This window comes from Rhizobium sp. S163 (assembly GCF_030380805.1).
Classification (GTDB): domain Bacteria; phylum Pseudomonadota; class Alphaproteobacteria; order Rhizobiales; family Rhizobiaceae; genus Rhizobium.
Map to the genome: position 1 here is coordinate 35,095 of NZ_JAUDSA010000015.1, position 17,722 is coordinate 52,816.

The following is a 17,722-nucleotide window of genomic DNA, read 5'->3' on the forward strand; positions in this document are numbered from 1 at the left end:
TTCGATTTCTTCGACAACGGGAGTAACCTCCCGCAGGAACGGCAGATTTCTCGACATCCGGTTCAGAATTCTTGTGGCATCAGGTCAGATCCGGCCGGAAGATGGCGAATTGCCGAAGGGAGCGATCTTCATCGGCAAGCCGTTCAGTGCGGGCGTGGTCCATTCGCGGCTACAGGAATTGCTTCCGGACGACATGAAACCGGAACCATTGAAGAAAGCCGTTCGGGACTGAGGGTCCCTCCAGCGCATCTGCCGCTCGTCCTGTCGCCGACAGCTCGAGCGCCCCCTCTGCCACTATCCAACTTCAGCTGAACGGTCAGTCGTTGGACGGCTATTCAACGGTGACGCTCGAAGCGTCCGCGGCAGGATCTGGACCGCGTTCGCATGCCGTCTCTAGCGCGTCGATCTCGCGCTTGATCGCCTTGGCCCCTTGTACGACCAAACTGTCCACGAAGTCTTCAAGCTTGAGCCGAAGGTTTTCACGCCAATGCTCGCTTATGACAAAGCCTCCGTTTGGATGCGCGCGCCGTGGCACAGCAGTCCCCACGTCGGTCAGTTAGCTGCCGTACGGGTCATCGGATCCAGTGGTTCATCGGGTTGCGGATCGGGTGGGGGCTCTTCACCAGGAATACGGCCGGGATCGCTTGGATTCCCGTCTCCAGGCACGGGCAACGGGGGCGGGACAATTGGTTCGTTGGGAACGGACATTGGAACTCCTCCTCGCTGCTCAAACGTTGGGCCGAGTAGCAAGTTCCGATAAAGCTACAAACATGTTTCTCATTAAAGGGAGGTTGCCACTCCTCGCGCTAGGGATTGGTTCGCAGGTCGGCGTGCCAGACTGCTATTTGGACGCTACACGTCTTGTGCAAGAACCGCTTCGATCTCGCAAACGACGCCCTTGGGATCGTATGAGATGGAAGACTGACCGCTGATCTCGGCGGCGAGAAGCCGCTCGATGAGGCGGCTCCCGAACCCTTTTCGGGTCGGAAGTTCCACAGCAGGGCCGTCCCGCTCCACCCACTTGAATTGCAGCCGACCACTGCCTTGCGAATACGTCCAGGAGATCGAGACCCTACCTTGTGGTACAGACAGGGCCCCATATTTTGCTGCATTCGTGGCAAGCTCGTGGATTGCGAGCGAGAACGACACCACGGCTTTCTGCGGGAGAAGCACGGGGCAACCTTCGACCTCGAACTTCTCACGAGGATAGGGGTTCAAGACCTGCTCTACCAGGTCGGCGAGATCGGCACGCTGCCAATCGTTGTGTGTCAGAAGGTCATGCGCATGGGCCATCGACATCAGTCGCGCGTTGAACGAGGCTACACTGTCGCGTCCGTCCCCATCGCGATCCAGGGTCTGCTTCGAGATTGCCATGACCGTCGCGAAGACGTTCTTAACCCGATGGTTGAGTTCACCGATGAGCACGCGCTGCAAGCGCTCAGCCTCTTTCCGCGCCTTGATGTCCTGAGACATCTTCGATGCACCGATTGCACGGCCGCTGCTGTCGTAGATCGGCGACACGCTGAGCTGAACGTCGACCGGACGCCCACCCTTACGAAGTCGCTGCGTCTCGTAGCGATGGATAGTCTCGCCTGCGCGGATCTTGCTGAGAATTTCGGATTCCTCGTTTCGCCTGTCTTCTGGAACGAGCATGAGAACAGATTGACCGATCGCCTCCTCACGCGAGTATCCGTACAACTTTTCTGCGGCAGCGTTCCAGTTCGTGATCTTCATGTCCATGTCGATGCTAAGAATTGCATCGTTTGACGACGCGACTATCGAAGCGAGTTGTCGTTCGGACTCCTGCGCGGTCTTGCTAGCCGATATGTCGATAGCAATAAAGCCGACCTGCCGGACCGCTCCTTGCTCGTCTTTGAGAGCCGAGACCGAGATAGCCGTCCAAACGAGATCACCATTCTTGCAAATGCACCGCTTCTCCATGTCAAAGCTTGCGCCCTCCGAGATCAGCTGCTCGAACCGTCGTTCAGCCTCGGGCAGATCGTCAGGATGCGTAATGTCCTGAAATCTGATGCCGACCAGCTCGTCGCCTTCATAGCCGAGCATTTCGGTAAAGCGCCTGTTGACGAAAACCATTCGACCTGAGAGATCGGTCTGTCCGATCCCAGCGGCCGATTGAGAGAAGAGAGCTCGGAGACGCTCTTCGCTATCCTTCAGGGCAAGCTGCGATCGAACGCGGTCGGTTGTCTCACTTACAATGCAGAAGACACCGCGAACTTTGCCGCCTTCATCCCTGATAGGCGAATAGGAGATGTCGAAATAGACGTTCTCTGGGTGGCCGTGTCGTTCGATGTAGAACGGCCGATCTTTGGCGGATACAGTTTCGCCTGTGTGCAGCACCCGACTGAGCAAGGGCTCCAGATCATGCCAGAGCTCGGACCAATTCTCCTGTGCAGGCCGCCCGAAAGCTCTTGGATGGCGCATGCCGATGCTGGGTGCATAAGCGTCATTGTAGAGCGCAACATACTGCTCGCCCCAAAACATCACGATCTGCGCGTGCGACGGGAGCATGATATCGACTGCGGATCGCAGGCAGGCAGGCCATTCACTTTGCGGCCCCAGGATGGAGTCGTCCCATGCGCCGCTCTCGATCATGCGAGCGATGCCGCCTTCCACACTTTGCCTTTCTAGCCTTACGTCCGACACCCCTGCTCTTCCGACGTTTGAGCAAATTCACCTGCGCACAAAAAGTAAGTCTTTTCTGATAGATCGCAAGAGGTGGCCTCCAAAAGAAAGGCGGTTTTATGCGTTAGAAACAGGTGCCTCTGCGGTGGGACCTACACGTAGAGCCACATTCATCAATCATGGATATTGGGAGCGGGCCTCCTAGCAACGACGCCAGGGCCGAAAGGCGGCTACCGCCTCACAAGAAAATCGGGCGCAACAAGCTTGCTTGACCTCGTCCTCGCCGTCAAAGTCCCTGCGCCCGCCTTCCGATGGGCGTAGATCCGCCAGCGTGCCCCCCCGTGCGGTGCCAAAACTTCACGATGCTGCCGGATGAAGCGGCTTTGCTTCGCGCCGAGTTAGCCAAGGTAGCCATTGCCGATGTCGTCGCCGAGATCACCACACCCAATGAGGAAGATTTGCCGATGCGGCCGTGCTTGCTTGCCATTGAGAAGAGGGGCAATCGTGCCTCGTCGTAGGAGGGGACCACGATGAGTTCCTCCAACAAGTCCGTCGTAAGCGGCTGCACGGGCCTGGTTGTCTCAAAGGCACTCAAGATACTCACGACGCCGACGATAAGACATCTCTTCGCCAGCTCCAGGCAGGGCGTCGATGCTAACACGGGCGAAGAACTGGCTATTGGGCTGAACCGGCGGATGAAGTCATTGATGTGTCGAACGTGATGTTTCGACGAGGCGGCCACCAAGTTTTTTGCGAAAAGAACGGTTCCCACCTTTCAACCGCGACGATAAAAGCCGGCAACGGTAAAACGAACGCGGTCTTACGCAATGCGAGCTGTATGCGTCAAGGCGACGGGAATGTGGAGAGCCAACCAGCGTTGAGGGACTTTAGGCTCTCCACCTGCCGAGCAAGACTTTGGGAGACCATCTCGGCAAGGATAAGAATTCACGCCGCTGCAAAATGTTCCAGCGTCAAGAAATGACAGCGGCGAAGGATGCACGGAGAGTGTAGGGTGATCCTTCGCCTAGCCGATGCGGTCAGATACGCAACTCGCACGAGCTAGCAAGACAACATGAAGATGCCTCTTTAGTTCCAGCACCGCTCCCTTTGCTCTTCAAGAGGGACGGCTGAAGCCAATCGGTCAGGGCGCTCGATGCCGCGCTGGCGCAAGCGTCTACGCCGCCATGAAGGGCTCCCAACAACTCGTTTTAACAGCATGAGTGTTTGCATAGCAAAGAAATGTGCTGTCCGGTGATCAGCTAGGACAGCGAACCGGAATCGGTCTACCAGCCCGGGAAGGTGTGAGACCTTGTCTAGGCAGTCATCCGAAACTCGCTTCGCGCGGTCAGTTCGCCGACCTTTGCGGCCATAACGTCAAGCCCATAGGGCTTTGGGATAAAAATGGCGTCGTTTGGCAACTCGTCGGCAGATAATCTATGTCCGCCCGAAGCAATGATGACTGGCACGTCCATGTGAGTGGATGAAATCATCCATGCTAGATCGAGACCGTTTAGCGCTCCGGGCATGTCTACGTCCGTAACGACCGCGTCGACCTTACGCTGCCCCAGGACAGCCACGGCCTCCAGGACGCTTCCAGCTTCGACGACCTCATAGCCTTCGTCGGCCAGGGTGTCGGCGAGTACCATTCTGATCAGAAATTCGTCTTCGACGACGAGAACCGTACGCTGATACATGGCAGTCTCCTTCGTTGGCACGAGACTAACTCGCTTGTCCAAGATTTCGATCGCCCCTCGAGACCGAGTATTTGCCAACATATTTAATAAAATGCGGACGATCGTCACCCACCTTCCTTGGAGGGGAAACCGATGACCATCCCAAGTCGACATGTACTAACTCGGGGGTCTTCGCCTCGACGAGACGATGCCTGCTCAGACCTCCAGCCACCGAAAGCATCGGCCGCCAGACATCGGCCGGATGACAGGAAAGCCGACTATCCTCTTTTTTCGAGCGCTAGCCTCCCATTCGGAGGATGGGCATATCTCGTGTCCACAAACGTCGCCCGTCCAAACCATAATAGCGTGCAGGGCATGCCGAGGAAACATGGCCTGATGACCGGGAGCCCCACCATTCCGGAACCCGAATGAGCATCTCCCTCATCTAGGAACAGTTTCGAAAGACCGTGAGATGATCTCTCGTCAGGCGGGGCATGTCGGCAAGACAGATCATCAGACCTGACGCTCCGACACCAATCGCTTTCCCGACGCCCGCGACGATCGAAGTCTACATCCCGCAGGCATAGTGAGGGGTTAGGACGACTTGTACGGGAAGATCGGTCCTCTTTGTAAATCTGCTCTTCTAGATGCGCTGCGGCGACGAACACCGGATGCATCCCGATCCGTTAGTATGAAGCGTCGACCAGCGAGCCATTGAGACCTCATTGAATTCTGCGGGGAGCTTACGAGCATCTTTGGTTCGGCTCGAACTTCCCGCGGAAAGAACGAATGCGGCGCGGGGGCGTTGACCGTTGGCCGCGACGTCATGCATAGGCGGCAAGTCTTGAGGCGGCGATGTCGGCCAGTATGGACAGGGCTAGCGATGTCGAATCCTTGGTCGGCCCGAAGATTCCGATCGGCGCCTTTATGCGGTCTATCTGGGCGTTGACAAATCCCGCATGTCTCAGACGCTCGACGCGACTTCGATGCGTGTGTGTGCTGCCGAGCGCGCCTATGTAGAACGCACTCGATTGCAACGCCATGCCAAGGACGCTCTCTTCGGCGTCCAGGTCGTGATGCAATAGTACCACCGCAGAATGCTGATCGAAATCGGATGGGCGCAGATCGCGGCCAGATGCTCCCAAGACCACGACGTCATGTCCGGCCGCTTCGGCAATCCGTTCCAGCGCGACCGCCTCGGAAGACTGCCCCGAAATGACAACGCGTGTCCGCGGCCGGTAGACCGTTTCGAAGCTCCCGTTCCCCCACCCGCATCGCGAAGGCGGCACGATGCGATCGATCGCTTCCTGGGTCGGTGAGTATGAAAGCCCGGCCGTTCGACGGTCCCGCACCGCGGTGACGACGGCTTCCAACTTCTCGACGTCGACGTCGCGCAGGACATGAATTGCGATCGTGATGCCGCCTCCACAAGGAAGGACGACATCGAAAAAGGGCGAACCGTCGCCGAAGAAAACGGTTCGATCTTGGCCCGCCTCCATAGCCAGCAGCGCCTCAGAAGCCACCGCCGCCTCGACGCATCCGCCTGAGACGTAGCCGAAGAAGCTGCCATCGGCCGCGATGGCGAGATGTGAACCAAGGGCGCGGGCCGCGCCGCCGCGGATATCGACAAGGGTTGCGAGCGTCGCCCCGCCGTTCTTGAAGGAAGCGATGGCGAACTGCAGAATGTCCAAAGGGTCGTCGCTGGTGGACGACCGTCTCGGCACGTTCAGCTCCATCGTGTTGAGCACCAGATTCATGCGTCTTGTCCTGTTGGAACCATCATGCGACCTCTGGAAGCCCACTGATGAGCTTGTCGAGGGTCATGGGATAGTTCCGAAGACGGATGCCAGTTGCATTATGGATCGCGTTGGCAATCGCCGCCGAGACTCCGCACAATCCTAACTCGCCAATCCCCTTCGCTTTCATCGGTGAGGAAATGGGATCGGTCTCGTCCATGAAGATGACCTCCTGATGCGGAATGTCGGCGTGCACCGGCACCTCGTATCCGGCAAGGTCGTGGTTGACGAAGAAGCCGCGGCGGCTGTCGACGGCGAGCTCTTCTGTAAGCGCGAGCCCCGCTCCCATCGTCATGGCACCGATCACCTGGCTTCGGGCTGTGATCGGGTTGAGGATCCGCCCGGCCGCGCAAACCGCCAGCATGCGGCGAATACGGGTTTCACCGGTCGCCACATCGACGCCGACCTCGACGAAGTGCGCGCCGAAGGTCGACTGCTGATGGCTATCGGAAAGCTTCTCCCATTCGACCTTGTCCTCGGCCACAAGTCCTTGGGCGCCTGCCACTTCGGCAAGGGGAACCGAGCGCGTGCCTGAGCGAACCTGACCATCTTCGAAGACGACGTCCTGCGCATTGAAACCGAGTTTCTGCACAATAGCCTCGCGGAGCTTGACGCAAGCGGCGTAGACGCCCGTCGTCGAACAGTTGGCGCCGAACTGGCCACCCGAGCCTGCCGATACGGGAAAGCGGGAATCTCCGAGCTGTACAGCGACCTTGTCGATAGGCAGCCCCATCATCTCTGCCGCGGTCTGCGCGATAATCGTATAGCTGCCCGTTCCAATATCCGTCATGTCAGTCTCGACGGTAACGACGCCTTCATTGTCAAGGCGGACGCGCGCGCCCGACGGGATCAGCAGATTGTTACGGAAAGCGGCTGCAACGCCGAGGCCGATCAACCAGTTTCCTTCTCGACGCGATGCGGGGCGAGTTCGCCCATCCCAGCCGAAGCGTTCCGCCCCGAGCTTGAGGCAACCGACGAAGTCGCGATGCGAAAAGGGCCTTTCTGGCTTTTCGGGATCAACCTGGGTGTCGTTCAGGATTCGAAATTGTACGGGGTCGATGCCGAGCTTATCCGCCATCTCGTCCATCGCTATCTCAAGCGCCATCAGCCCCGGCGCTTCTCCCGGCGCACGCATGGCGTTGCCTTCGGGAAGATGGAGCGTTGCCAGCCGCATCGCGGTCATCCGGTTCTCGCCCGCATAGAGAAGCCGCGTTTGCATTGCCGCCGTTTCGAGCTGACCATCGGGCTGGTCGCCCGACCAGCTCTCGTGAGCGATCGCCGTGATCTTGCCGTCACGGCTGGCGCCGATCCGAATTCGCTGAATGGTTGCCGGACGGTGCGTCGTGTTGTTGACCAGAAACGGCCTCGGCAGTGCCACTTTGACGGGACGGTTGGCGGTCTTTGCTCCAAAAGCCGCAAGGACCGCGTCGGCACGCAGAAAGAGCTTGCCTCCAAAGCCCCCGCCGATGAAGGGAGACATGAGGTGGATATTCTCCTTGTCGACGCCAAGCGTCGTCGCGAGGTCTGAGCGCCACCAATCGATCATCTGGCTTGATGTCCAAACGGTTAGTTCATCGTCGTCCCAAGCGGCAATGGACGCATGCGGTTCCATCATCGAATGCGACTGATCCGGGGTCGTATACGTCTCGTCCAACGTCACTTCGGCGGACTTAAACGCCCCCTCGAAATCGCCGACAGCGGTGTCTGGCGGCGCGCCGCCAGCATCCTTCGGCTTCACGGCGGTGTCCTTCGCGTCGGCGAGGTCATAGACGCCCTTTTCCTCAGCGTAGTTGACCTCCACGAGAGCGGCGGCGGCGCGAGCCTGCTCGAACGTCTCGGCCACAACCACGGCAATCGCCTGATGATAATGCGCAATCTCATCGCCACCAAAGAGGTTTGCGGTATTGAACTTGCCCTTCTCCCGCTTGCCGACGTCTAGCGTGGTGACCACGGCAAGAACGCCAGGTGCACGCTTGGCGGCGTCGACATTCATCGACGATATGCGCCCTTTGGCAATGGCAGAACCCACAGGATAGCCGTAGGCGTAAGGTATCTTGGGATCATGCCATTCGTAGGCATACATCGCCCGGCCCGTAGTCTTGAGCTGGCCGTCAATGCGATGGATCGGCTGGCCGACCACCTTGAGCTGGTCGATCGGATTGGTGGTTGCTGGAGTGTCGAACTTCATGACGGTCAGCCTCTCGCTTCGACGATCACTGCGCCGAGCGTACGCTCGACGAGATCGACCTTGAATTTGTTCTGCTCGGTCGGACGGGCATCGGCAAGGAGAGCTCCCGCCGCGGCTTTCGCCCCTTTGGACAGCTCGGTGTCGGCGGCTTCGACGCGCCATGGTTTGTGCGCGATACCGCCGACTGCCACTCTACCCGTTCCGTCCGGCTGAATCACCGCTCCGACGGAGACCAGGGCGAAGGCGTAGGACGCCCGGTCACGGACCTTGCGATAGATATGCGTGCCGCCAATGGGAGGCGGTAGCAGGACGGAAACAATGATCTCGCCCTTTTCGAGGGCTGTTTCGATTTCAGGAGTGTCGCCCGGCAGGCGATGGAAATCGGCGATCTGGATCGAGCGGCGGCTCCCATCCGGCTTGACGGTCTCGACAACCGCATCGAGGGCCCGCATGGCAATCGCCATGTCGCTTGGATGGGTCGCGATGCAGGCGTCGCTAACACCGACTACAGCATGCTGACGGCTGAAGCCCCTAATGGCCGAACAGCCGCTTCCGGGCACCCGTTTGTTGCAGGGTTGAGCCGTGTCATAGAAATACGGACAGCGCGTTCGTTGAAGCAGATTTCCCCCGGTCGTCGCCTTGTTACGAAGCTGGCCGGAAGCGCCTGCCAGCAGGGCTCGTGACAAGAGCCCGTAATCACGCCGGACGGTTGCGTGCGCTGCAAGGTCGGTGTTGCGGACCAGCGCTCCAATCCGAAGACCACCCTCGGACGTCTTCTCGATCTTGTCGAGGCCGAGCCCATTGACATCAATCAAGTGCGTCGGTGTTTCAATTTCGAGCTTCATCAGGTCCAGCAGATTGGTACCGCCGGCAATGAACTTTGCGCCAGCGTTCGCAACGTTTGCCTTGGCTGCAGCCTCTATCGAGGAGGCTTTCTCGTATGTAAAGGCCTTCATGATTTTGTCCCCGCGACTTCAACGATTGCCTCGACGATGTTGGAATAGGCTCCGCAGCGACAGATGTTGCCGCTCATGCGTTCGCGGATTTCAGCCTCGCTGAGCAACGTCTGTGCGTTGAGGTCGCCGGTGACGTGGCTCGGGATGTTGGCCTTGATTTCTTCGAGCACCGCCACGGAGGAACAGATCTGTCCCGGCGTACAGTATCCGCACTGGAAGCCATCATGCTTGACGAAAGCGGCCTGCATAGGATGAAGCGCGCCAGGCTGGCCTAGGCCTTCGATGGTCGTCACGGCTTCGCCGTCGTGCATGACGGCCAAAGAAAGACACGAATTGATGCGGCGTCCATCGACCAGGACCGTGCACGCTCCACATTGACCGTGATCGCACCCCTTCTTGGTGCCTGTCAGGTGAAGATGCTCGCGCAGAGCGTCGAGAAGCGTCGTTCGATTATCGACGTCAAGGTCTCGAACCTGTCCGTTAACCTTTAATGACAGGGTTGAAGCTTGGGTCATGAGGTCTCCTGTAGATTGCGCTGTCGCGTCGCCGGCGACAGTGGTGGCCGCAAGTGTCGCGGCTGAGGAGATAAGTAAGTTGCGGCGTGAAAGTTCAAATTGATTGATGCTTGGCATGATCGCCTCCACGGTTGGTCACCGCCTCCTCTCAGTGAGGATCGGCGCTTGGTCCTAAACCTAGCGCCTGCTACCGATAAGGTTAGGGGCATCCGATTATTCAGGAGATCGACGCAGCGGGAAGGAAGCGCGCTTCCGCGGTTGGATCAAGTTTGGGGGCCGCCGATCGGGGCTTCTGGAGTCGCGTCGGTTTTGGGAACTGAATCACGTGACGTCCGTTGCGAGTGTTCACTGAAGGAGGAAATAATGAGCGACGTCAAAGCAATCTCGAGCCTCGACCTGAACCGCTATCTCGGACGCTGGTATGAAATTGCTCGACTCCCGATCAAATACGAGGACGAACATGCTTCCGACGTCACCGCGAATTATTCCATCAATCCCAATGGAAAAGTTCGTGTCGACAATAGGTGCTTCGACGAACATGACAAGCCGACCAACGCGGTTGGCGAAGCAGATCCTGTCGACGGAACCAAGGCTAAATTGAAGGTTAGCTTTCTACCCGCTGCTCTTCGCTGGATCCCATTCACTGATGGCGATTATTGGGTGCTCAAAATCGACCCTGACTATCAGACCGCTCTGGTAGGCACTCCGGACCATAAGTTTCTGTGGGTCCTCGCGAGAGAGAGCTCTATCTCCGAAAGCTCGCTCGACGACTATCTGGCTGAGGCTCGTCGACAGGGCTTCGACCTTCAAGCGCTTATTAGAACGCCACACACTGGTCGTGAAGTAAGCGACACGATGCTGGAGAGCGGTTGACCGGCGTCTTCCTCTGGCGATGAATCAGGTGTTGAAGATCCCTCTCTGTTCTGGCCCGCCAGTGCAAGATATCCGTTAGTCTTGGCCCGGAGCTCCGCCCCTTGCGTAGCAAGACTGCTTGGCTACGACCTCGAGATAGTGGGAGCGACACTTGGCAAGCTCCGCGGGATCGGCAATAGGCGGGAAGCTTTAAAATGCCGCTCACTGCTCGGATGCAACGCCGCCTTTCTTAAGCTGCACACGCTTTGAACAAACCTAAAGCTCCGCGAAGCATGCTGGGGCAAAACTAGAAGCCGTCCTCGGGGAAAGCGCATTCAATGACGAACGTGAGAGGAGAAAAAAGTCGCACAATGATCGAAAATGCTGAATCGACGATTTTGAAGTGCGTTGCAAGCCGACATGCTGGCACAACGTGTCCGAGCGAAGCGGCGCGCATCCTAGCGACGGGTCACAACATCCCACGCGAATGGCGTAAATTCATGCCGATGGTCCATGAAGCCGTGGATGTCTTGATAGCACGTGGCGAAATTACTTTGACCTGGAAATCTGTTGTAATGAGCAAGCGCGGGGGCCCCTATCGAATAAGCGGCCTCAAGGATAAAAGCTGAAGATTGGAGCTATCGCGCTGATGCGTCGCCGCGCATCGGGCCGCATTTCAATGGTTGAGCGCGGCCAGCCATCAGTCTCCGCAGGCTCTTCAAAAGCCCGTCTTAGAAGGTTCGCAGGCCCTACCGGGTAAGAGAGTTGCTATACAGAGCAATCGTTTCGACGAGGCAGGTTGCCTCGGCAGGCCTTCTTTCGGCCAATGTCCAGCACTCCAGAACGACGCGCACGGAACGTCAAATGTAAGAAGTGAACACTTCGCTATTTTTACCGAGGCTGAGAAGCCTTTATTATCCAGCCACTCAAGAATGCTAGGGCGGCAACGCCGATGACAAGACCCGTGGTCGCGCGAGGATAATCTCGAGCCGCTGCTAGCGCCATTTCAGCATCGTTGCGCCATTGCTGCATCGTTGTCGGGTCGCGGCTGCGATCGTTATTTAGGGAATGGTCGCGTCGGAACATCAGCTTCTCCTTTGGTCGGATAAGTCGTCGATGCGGTAAAGGTTCCCAGCGTGAGATCTGCCTTAGGTGTTGCATCTGTCTACGAGACCTCCACAGTTGGGTCATTGAACGCGACATCCCAAGACCGGCCGTTGGCACCCTAAGATTGGCCATTGCTTCGCTCTTCAGCTGAGGGACCGCGACCGAAATCGGCGTTCCTTCGCCTCGTCGATAGCCCAGTATTAGACTTGAAACTGACGCGCGAAGGTCAATATGGGCAGACTTGACTACCCTTTAGTGGTCTTTGTCGCCGCCGATTTCGACGGGCCCGCACCGCACAGACCAAATCCGCGAGGGATTGAATTGAGCACGAACAATATAAGATCCTGGCTGACGGATATGGACGGAGTTTTGGTCCATGAGAATAAGGCGCTGCCAGGCGCCGTCGAACTCATCCAGCGATGGCAAGCACGCAATACGCCTTTTCTGGTCCTGACCAATAACTCAATTTACACGCCTCGCGATCTTAGCGCTCGGCTGCGCAACAGCGGTCTCGAAGTCCCCGAGGACCGAATTTGGACCTCGGCGTTGGCGACGGCTGCCTTCCTTAAGGACCAGACCCCAGCTGGAAAGGCATTTGTGATTGGCGAGGCAGGCCTCACCACAGCCATACACGAGGCTGGCTTCATCATGACGGATGCCGACCCCGATTATGTCGTGCTCGGAGAGACCCGCTCCTATTCGTTCGATGCCATTACCAGAGCCATTAGGCTGATTGGAAAAGGCGCCCGGTTCATCGCGACCAATCCAGACGCAACCGGCCCTAGCGCAGAAGGTCCGCTACCCGCAACAGGTGCCGTTGCCGCGCTGATTATGCGCGCGACTAACCGCGAGCCTTATATCGTCGGCAAACCGAACCCGATGATGTTCCGCTCAGCGCTCAACAAACTTGGGGTACACTCGGAAGGCACGGGAATGATTGGCGACCGCATGGACACCGATATCGTGGCGGGAATTGAAGCAGGTTTGCATACAGTACTGGTGCTCAGCGGCATTGCCGACCGTGCCGAAATCGAGCGCTACCCCTTCCGACCAAAGACGGTGATCGATTCAGTCGCCGATCTGCTTGAATAGGCGCTGTACTCAACGCGAACACCGGGCAGCGGCAACGATCTCGGCCCTGCTGGCGGCTGTAGCACCATCTCGCGCATCGTCATCAACGAATATGGGGACCCCTATCCCGGCGGCGGCGAGATGCGAGCAATATCTCGGCATCCGACGCAAGCAGATCGTGTTTTTCGGCGAAGGCGACAAACAGCCCGCGCACGGTTTCCGCTTCGATTTCGCCGCGCAATGCCGCACCACATGCCTTCAACGCAATAGAATGGGCGGTGTCCCTCGATGCAGCGGGCCACTCGCACAAGTGCCGATAGGCATCGAGCACGCAACGGATTTCAGCCGGGAAACCCAGGCCGACCAGGATGGAAACTGGCTCTTTGAACATATCGGGTTTCATGACGCTCTCCTTTCCAACTCCGAATGTAACAGGGCGCCGTCGCGACGGCGCCCTCCACCATTACAGCCGAGGACTATGCAGCGTTCTTCTGCGCCTCGATCTGCACCGGGCCGGCCGGCTGCTCCAGAGCCGGGTTGGTCTGGATGTCGATCTTCCGCGGTTTAAGGGCCTCGGGGATCTCGCGAACCAGATCAATCGACAGCAGTCCGTTCTTCAGATCCGCTCCGTTGACCCGAACATGGTCGGCGAGCTCGAAACGATGTTCGAAGGGCCGGCCGGCGATGCCACGATGCAGATAGCCGTCGTTGGCCGTCTCCTGCTTCTTGCCGGTGACGGTTAGAAGATTGGACTGAAAGGTGATGTCGAGATCGGCCTGTTCGAAGCCAGCCACCGCTATCGAGATGCGATAACCGTCGTTGCCCGTCTTGGCGATGTCATAGGGCGGCCAGTCGCTGATAGAGCGGGCGCGCTGCGCGTTTTCTAAAAGACTGAAGACGCGGTCAAAACCGACACTCGAACGGAAGAGTGGTGTATAGTCGTAAGATGTTGCCATAGCCATATCCTCCTTGAAGCAACATGGGTACGGAAGCGCCAAAAGATGACGCTCCCTGCAAGTCCAGCCCTGGTATTTAGCGGCTGGCGGCAAACGATTTGGTTTTGGCGCTGTCGGGATTCAAGATCGAGAAGAAAGAATCTTCCGATGCCTTTACGCGGCGGCCATCGAGCGCCTGCGTTCGATATATCGCTGCGAAGACGACAGCTGCCAGCCAACGCAGTCAGTTCTGCTGAGGGAGCCTGATCGACACTGAGATCGGCTTGATGAGGCCGTGGCTACACTGGTTTCGAGACCGCGGTGAATGCCAGGGCGGACAATCGACGATCGGAGACCTGCAGATACCTGCTTTGATCGCCTGCGTCGTCTGGCGATATCGGCTTCATCCAGCACTTGGCGCAGAACTGTTGCTCGACGTCTTTGGCCTCAGGACTGTTGCTGTGATTCCAGGCCAACATGGACAGACAGAAAGAGCTTGCCCCCAAAGCCCGATTTAAAAAGCGAACTTCGCAATCCTCGTTGAATTAAACCTTTTAGCGTGAAGCGATCCAATTACCTACTTGCTTGTATTCCGCCGCCGCGGCTGGTCTCAGTGCGGGTTCATAACGCCCGATACGATCTGTATTTTCGTTAGAAATCAAATAATAACTTAATTGATCTAGGAAACCCGGATTTGCTAAATATGGAACGCCGGAATGAACTTACGCTCGGGGAATAACGCTGGTGTGGAAGCAGTAGAAGGCGCCAACCATATTCTGCTTATCGAAGATTCAGTCGCACTTTCGACCTTGCTGACGAAGCGTCTCGAGCAGGAGACCGGTGCAATTATCACGCGTTGCGGAAGCTTGGCAAAGGCCCGCGAGGCGTTGACGCTTCATAACTTTACGCTGGCTTTGACGGGGCTCAATCTCCCGGATGCGCCGGCTGGTGAGATCATGCCGTTCCTAACGGAGCACCAAGTTCCGACAATCGTCTTCACAGCAAAATTCGACCCAAATGCCGGCAAGCGCTACGCTGAGCACAAGATTATCGACTATATCGTCAAGGACGGACAGCGCACTGTGGATACAGTCGTTCGGATCGTTGGCCGCATACTGACAAACCGTCAGTTCAAGGTGCTCGTCGTGGACGATGCCCGTGCCGCTCGCTCGGGGCTAGTCGATATTCTGAAGCGTCAGAACTTCAGGGTCTTTGAGGCGCATTCAGGCAAGCAGGCCCTGGAAATTCTGGCGGTCAACCCGGGCATCGAGCTCGTCATTACCGACCATCACATGGCGGACATGGATGGGTACGAATTGACCCGCCGGATTCGCGGATCCCGAAACTCTGAGGAGATCCGTATCATTGGAATATCGTCGTCGAGTGACCGGCTGCTTTCAGCGAGCTTCCTCAAGGCCGGTGCGTCGGACTTTATATACCGCCCGTTCGTGCCTGAGGAGCTTCAATGCCGCATCGACAACAATATCGAGACGCTCATCCAGCTAAAGCGGCTACGGCGGCTCGCTGAAGAAGATCACCTCACGGGGTTGGCAAACCGCCGCCATTTCTTCGAGCAAATGAACCTTCGCGACGAGAGGAAACTCGCGGGTGCCGTTGCCCTTTTGGATATTGATCATTTCAAGGTCGTTAACGACACCTTTGGGCACGACACGGGCGATCGTGTCCTGCAGGCCGTCTCCAGGCTAATGATCGAGATGTGTGTCGCTGACGGATACCTGGCAGCCCGGTTGGGAGGCGAAGAATTTGTCATCTATCTTCAAAACGCAAACGGGTTCCAAGCGCATTCATTTTCCGAGGCACTACGCAAGGCCGTCGAAGAGCTGGTTATTCCCGGCTCCAGCAGCGAGATCAAGGTCACCATATCGATTGGCGTCGTTGAGATCGAAGCGGATGAGCCCTTCGCAAACCAACTGCAGGCAGCCGACCAGCTACTTTATCTCGCCAAAGCGAATGGACGTAATCGCGTTTATTCGGACCTCACGATACCGGAGGCCGTCGGCGCCTGATTGCAGGCCGCTTCATGGCCGGCGAAGAACTTTCAGACTACAGCGCCGCCAACGCTCCATTTGATAAGCACCCTATCAACAAAACGATACTCGAGTGGCTCAGAAGTTCCACGTGGCAAGGTGACATCGTCAGTTGATATAGCGAACGGCCTACCAGCCGTAGCTAAAGGTAGCTCCACTACTATTGTCTCCATTCTGAACCACGTCGGTTTCCGTGTTTCGCCCATACTGGAAAATGCCATAGGCATTGTTCCTGCCATTCTGTTGCAAGGTTGCAGAATGACCGTTACCGCGCTGCTGAATGAAACCAAGATTGCTGCCGTCAGTCTGAGCGACGCCAGCCGTGTTGGCCCGGCCTAACTGCCGAATATTCGCATTTTTTAGACCGCGGTATAGCGAATAGACGCGAAGGCCGGTTGAAAAAAGACCCGCATCCTCGGCATTGTCCGGCGCCAGATTAAACGAGATCCTGCCCCCGGCATAAGCCGGAACGGATAAGACGCCCAGACTAAAGCTACCGGCAAGAAGAGTGACTGTAAAAATCTTGAGAATGTTGCGGGTCATCTTCATCTCCATTTTGCCGGCTGCCTCAGCCGATGACCAACATTCGCATCTCTCGGCTGAACCAGAGGGAAATTAGATGTTCAGCTATTGTTCAGTTATTTCAGGCTGTTAAAACGCAACAAGGGCGCCAGCAGCTGGCGCCCTCGATGTATCTGCAAGGCGCTTAGGTCATCTATTTGCCGTCGACCTTCTTCGCGCAACTAAATCTCTTCCCGGCGATCACGACATCCAATGTCGCCTCGTAGCTGCCCCCTTTGGCGTCAAGCGAGACAGAGCTCAGGGTCGTCGTGCGTCCGGCTGTGGCATCAAAATCACCGCTCTGGTTCACACTCGAGCTTCCCGATTGCCCCAACTTAACGACGTGGAAAGTGTAGTTTCCGCCGAGATTGTGGTCCGCGTGGATGAGCGCATCCAGTCTCACCTCTGACACTCCAGGCGTTGCCTTGATTTCGCAAAGCTGCACCCCGTCGTGTTGGCTGGCGGTCTTCATGGCCGAAACGGTGCCCACAGGAACCAGAACCACCGCAAGAACGGCAAGCAAGCGGTGTCGAAGCCTAAAGATGTTTTGCATGGCCCATCTCCCAGTTGACTGCTGCTGCGATCTAGAGAATTCGCGTCAGTGAGCAGTGGCTCACGGGCAAGTCTGGACGAAGGCCGCGACATTTCCGTTTCCACCCTGACTAACGCTTGCGCTGCAACCATGGCCGACTTGAACACCCGCCGCGATGTTGCCATTGCCGTCCTGGGTTAGTATCGAGGTGTGATTGGAGCCAAACTGGCCGATGCCAGCGACGTTGCGGTTGCCAGTTTGATAGGTCGCGCCGAAGTTGTCATTGCCTTCTTGGCCTACAGCCGAGAGATTATGGCGGCCGTATTGATGGCCGACAATCCGATTATAGCCGCCATTCTGGTAGGTTCTGATGCGGTTTCCATATCCTTCTTGCGCACCGCCAGCTGAGTTCGACCAACCATACTGTTCGATACGCACGTCGTTGGACATGGCAGGGGCTGCGGCCGTGAGGCCAACAAGAGCGACGAGTGCGGCTGCGGTGAAAGATTTAGGGATCATAACTGTGTCTCCTCAAGCGGAAAGAACCGCGGTTGAACGCCCTTTTCTTACGCTTGCCCTTTGCAACGGCAGCTGAAAGCACCATTCAGTTTTAGTTCATTCAGAGGGACCACTAGCTCAAGGGATCGTCGGGCAACTTCATAGGCTTAATCGAGAGTAAGGAGGCGTGTTTCCTCCTGCAACTTACTCAATGCCAGCGGCTTAAATCTTTCGCAGATTCGACGGCACCGCCCGGTGCTGCCCAGTATGTTTGACCAGGCAAAGGACCCGAGGCATGGGAAAATTAGAAACGCACGCTATCGAATTGATCGTTGATCGCTGTTCGG

The 17,722-nt window shown here is 57.3% G+C and carries 16 protein-coding genes; 5 read left to right on the forward strand and 11 right to left on the reverse strand.

Annotated features, from left to right (window positions below; all coding sequences use genetic code 11):
• Positions 1 to 852 precede the first annotated feature (852 nt).
• Positions 853 to 2,613 carry a PAS domain S-box protein gene (locus QTL96_RS14755; protein ID WP_289728249.1) on the reverse strand — a complete coding sequence of 587 codons (1,761 nt, stop codon included), beginning with the start codon at positions 2,611 to 2,613 and terminating at the stop codon, positions 853 to 855.
• A 392-nt stretch (positions 2,614 to 3,005) separates the two neighbouring features.
• On the opposite strand from QTL96_RS14755, the gene QTL96_RS14760 reads away from it, so the two are divergent.
• Complete coding sequence (locus QTL96_RS14760) at positions 3,006 to 3,161, forward strand: hypothetical protein (protein WP_289728194.1); 156 nt, start codon at positions 3,006 to 3,008, stop codon at positions 3,159 to 3,161.
• A 795-nt stretch (positions 3,162 to 3,956) separates the two neighbouring features.
• Here the strand turns inward: QTL96_RS14760 and QTL96_RS14765 are convergent.
• The 5 genes from QTL96_RS14765 to paoA all read right to left on the reverse strand — a co-directional run bounded on the left by QTL96_RS14765 (position 3,957) and on the right by paoA (position 9,900).
• Positions 3,957 to 4,337: a response regulator gene (locus QTL96_RS14765; RefSeq protein WP_289728195.1), complete on the reverse strand. Its 381-nt coding sequence runs from the start codon at positions 4,335 to 4,337 to the stop codon at positions 3,957 to 3,959.
• A gap of 803 nt (positions 4,338 to 5,140) precedes the next feature.
• Entirely contained in the window at positions 5,141 to 6,073 is a 933-nt protein-coding gene (locus QTL96_RS14770; RefSeq protein ID WP_289728196.1) for an XdhC family protein, read from the reverse strand.
• Positions 6,074 to 6,095: 22 nt separating this feature from the next.
• Positions 6,096 to 8,300, reverse strand: a complete 2,205-nt coding sequence (gene paoC / locus QTL96_RS14775) for an aldehyde oxidoreductase molybdenum-binding subunit PaoC (RefSeq protein WP_289728197.1) — start codon at positions 8,298 to 8,300, stop codon at positions 6,096 to 6,098.
• 5 nt (positions 8,301 to 8,305) lie between these two features.
• Positions 8,306 to 9,256: a xanthine dehydrogenase family protein subunit M gene (locus tag QTL96_RS14780; protein ID WP_289728198.1), complete on the reverse strand. Its 951-nt coding sequence runs from the start codon at positions 9,254 to 9,256 to the stop codon at positions 8,306 to 8,308.
• The gene (gene paoA / locus QTL96_RS14785) at positions 9,253 to 9,900 is read right to left on the reverse strand and encodes an aldehyde dehydrogenase iron-sulfur subunit PaoA (RefSeq protein WP_289728199.1); all 648 of its coding nucleotides are present in this window, start codon (positions 9,898 to 9,900) and stop codon (positions 9,253 to 9,255) included. Before paoA ends, QTL96_RS14780 begins: the two co-directional genes overlap by 4 nt.
• A gap of 234 nt (positions 9,901 to 10,134) precedes the next feature.
• Here paoA and QTL96_RS14790 point away from each other — a divergent pair, with 234 nt between their 5' ends.
• The 3 genes from QTL96_RS14790 (at position 10,135) to QTL96_RS14800 (ending at position 12,822) form a co-directional block, all read left to right on the forward strand.
• Positions 10,135 to 10,644 (forward strand): lipocalin family protein, encoded by a 510-nt coding sequence (locus tag QTL96_RS14790; RefSeq protein WP_289728200.1) that lies wholly within the window; start codon positions 10,135 to 10,137, stop codon positions 10,642 to 10,644.
• A 317-nt stretch (positions 10,645 to 10,961) separates the two neighbouring features.
• The gene (locus QTL96_RS14795; protein ID WP_289728201.1) at positions 10,962 to 11,252 is read left to right on the forward strand and encodes a DUF3253 domain-containing protein; all 291 of its coding nucleotides are present in this window, start codon (positions 10,962 to 10,964) and stop codon (positions 11,250 to 11,252) included.
• A 709-nt stretch (positions 11,253 to 11,961) separates the two neighbouring features.
• Positions 11,962 to 12,822, forward strand: a complete 861-nt coding sequence (locus QTL96_RS14800; protein ID WP_289728202.1) for an HAD-IIA family hydrolase — start codon at positions 11,962 to 11,964, stop codon at positions 12,820 to 12,822.
• Between the two features lie 82 nt (positions 12,823 to 12,904).
• Here the strand turns inward: QTL96_RS14800 and QTL96_RS14805 are convergent, their stop codons facing one another.
• Positions 12,905 to 13,204 carry a DUF982 domain-containing protein gene (locus QTL96_RS14805; protein ID WP_289728203.1) on the reverse strand — a complete coding sequence of 100 codons (300 nt, stop codon included), beginning with the start codon at positions 13,202 to 13,204 and terminating at the stop codon, positions 12,905 to 12,907.
• Positions 13,205 to 13,277: 73 nt separating this feature from the next.
• The gene (locus QTL96_RS14810) at positions 13,278 to 13,757 is read right to left on the reverse strand and encodes an Hsp20 family protein (protein WP_289728204.1); all 480 of its coding nucleotides are present in this window, start codon (positions 13,755 to 13,757) and stop codon (positions 13,278 to 13,280) included.
• A 695-nt stretch (positions 13,758 to 14,452) separates the two neighbouring features.
• Between QTL96_RS14810 and QTL96_RS14815 the strand changes: the two genes are divergently transcribed.
• On the forward strand, positions 14,453 to 15,763 hold the full coding sequence (locus tag QTL96_RS14815) for a diguanylate cyclase (protein ID WP_289728205.1): 1,311 nt from the start codon (positions 14,453 to 14,455) through the stop codon (positions 15,761 to 15,763).
• A 150-nt stretch (positions 15,764 to 15,913) separates the two neighbouring features.
• Here the strand turns inward: QTL96_RS14815 and QTL96_RS14820 are convergent, their stop codons facing one another.
• From QTL96_RS14820 to QTL96_RS14830, 3 genes are all read right to left on the reverse strand, one after another.
• Positions 15,914 to 16,327 (reverse strand): curlin, encoded by a 414-nt coding sequence (locus QTL96_RS14820; RefSeq protein WP_289728206.1) that lies wholly within the window; start codon positions 16,325 to 16,327, stop codon positions 15,914 to 15,916.
• Between the two features lie 172 nt (positions 16,328 to 16,499).
• Positions 16,500 to 16,898 carry a curli-like amyloid fiber formation chaperone CsgH gene (csgH, locus tag QTL96_RS14825; protein WP_289728207.1) on the reverse strand — a complete coding sequence of 133 codons (399 nt, stop codon included), beginning with the start codon at positions 16,896 to 16,898 and terminating at the stop codon, positions 16,500 to 16,502.
• A gap of 60 nt (positions 16,899 to 16,958) precedes the next feature.
• Entirely contained in the window at positions 16,959 to 17,396 is a 438-nt protein-coding gene (locus QTL96_RS14830; RefSeq protein ID WP_289728208.1) for a curlin, read from the reverse strand.
• Positions 17,397 to 17,722 lie beyond the last annotated feature (326 nt).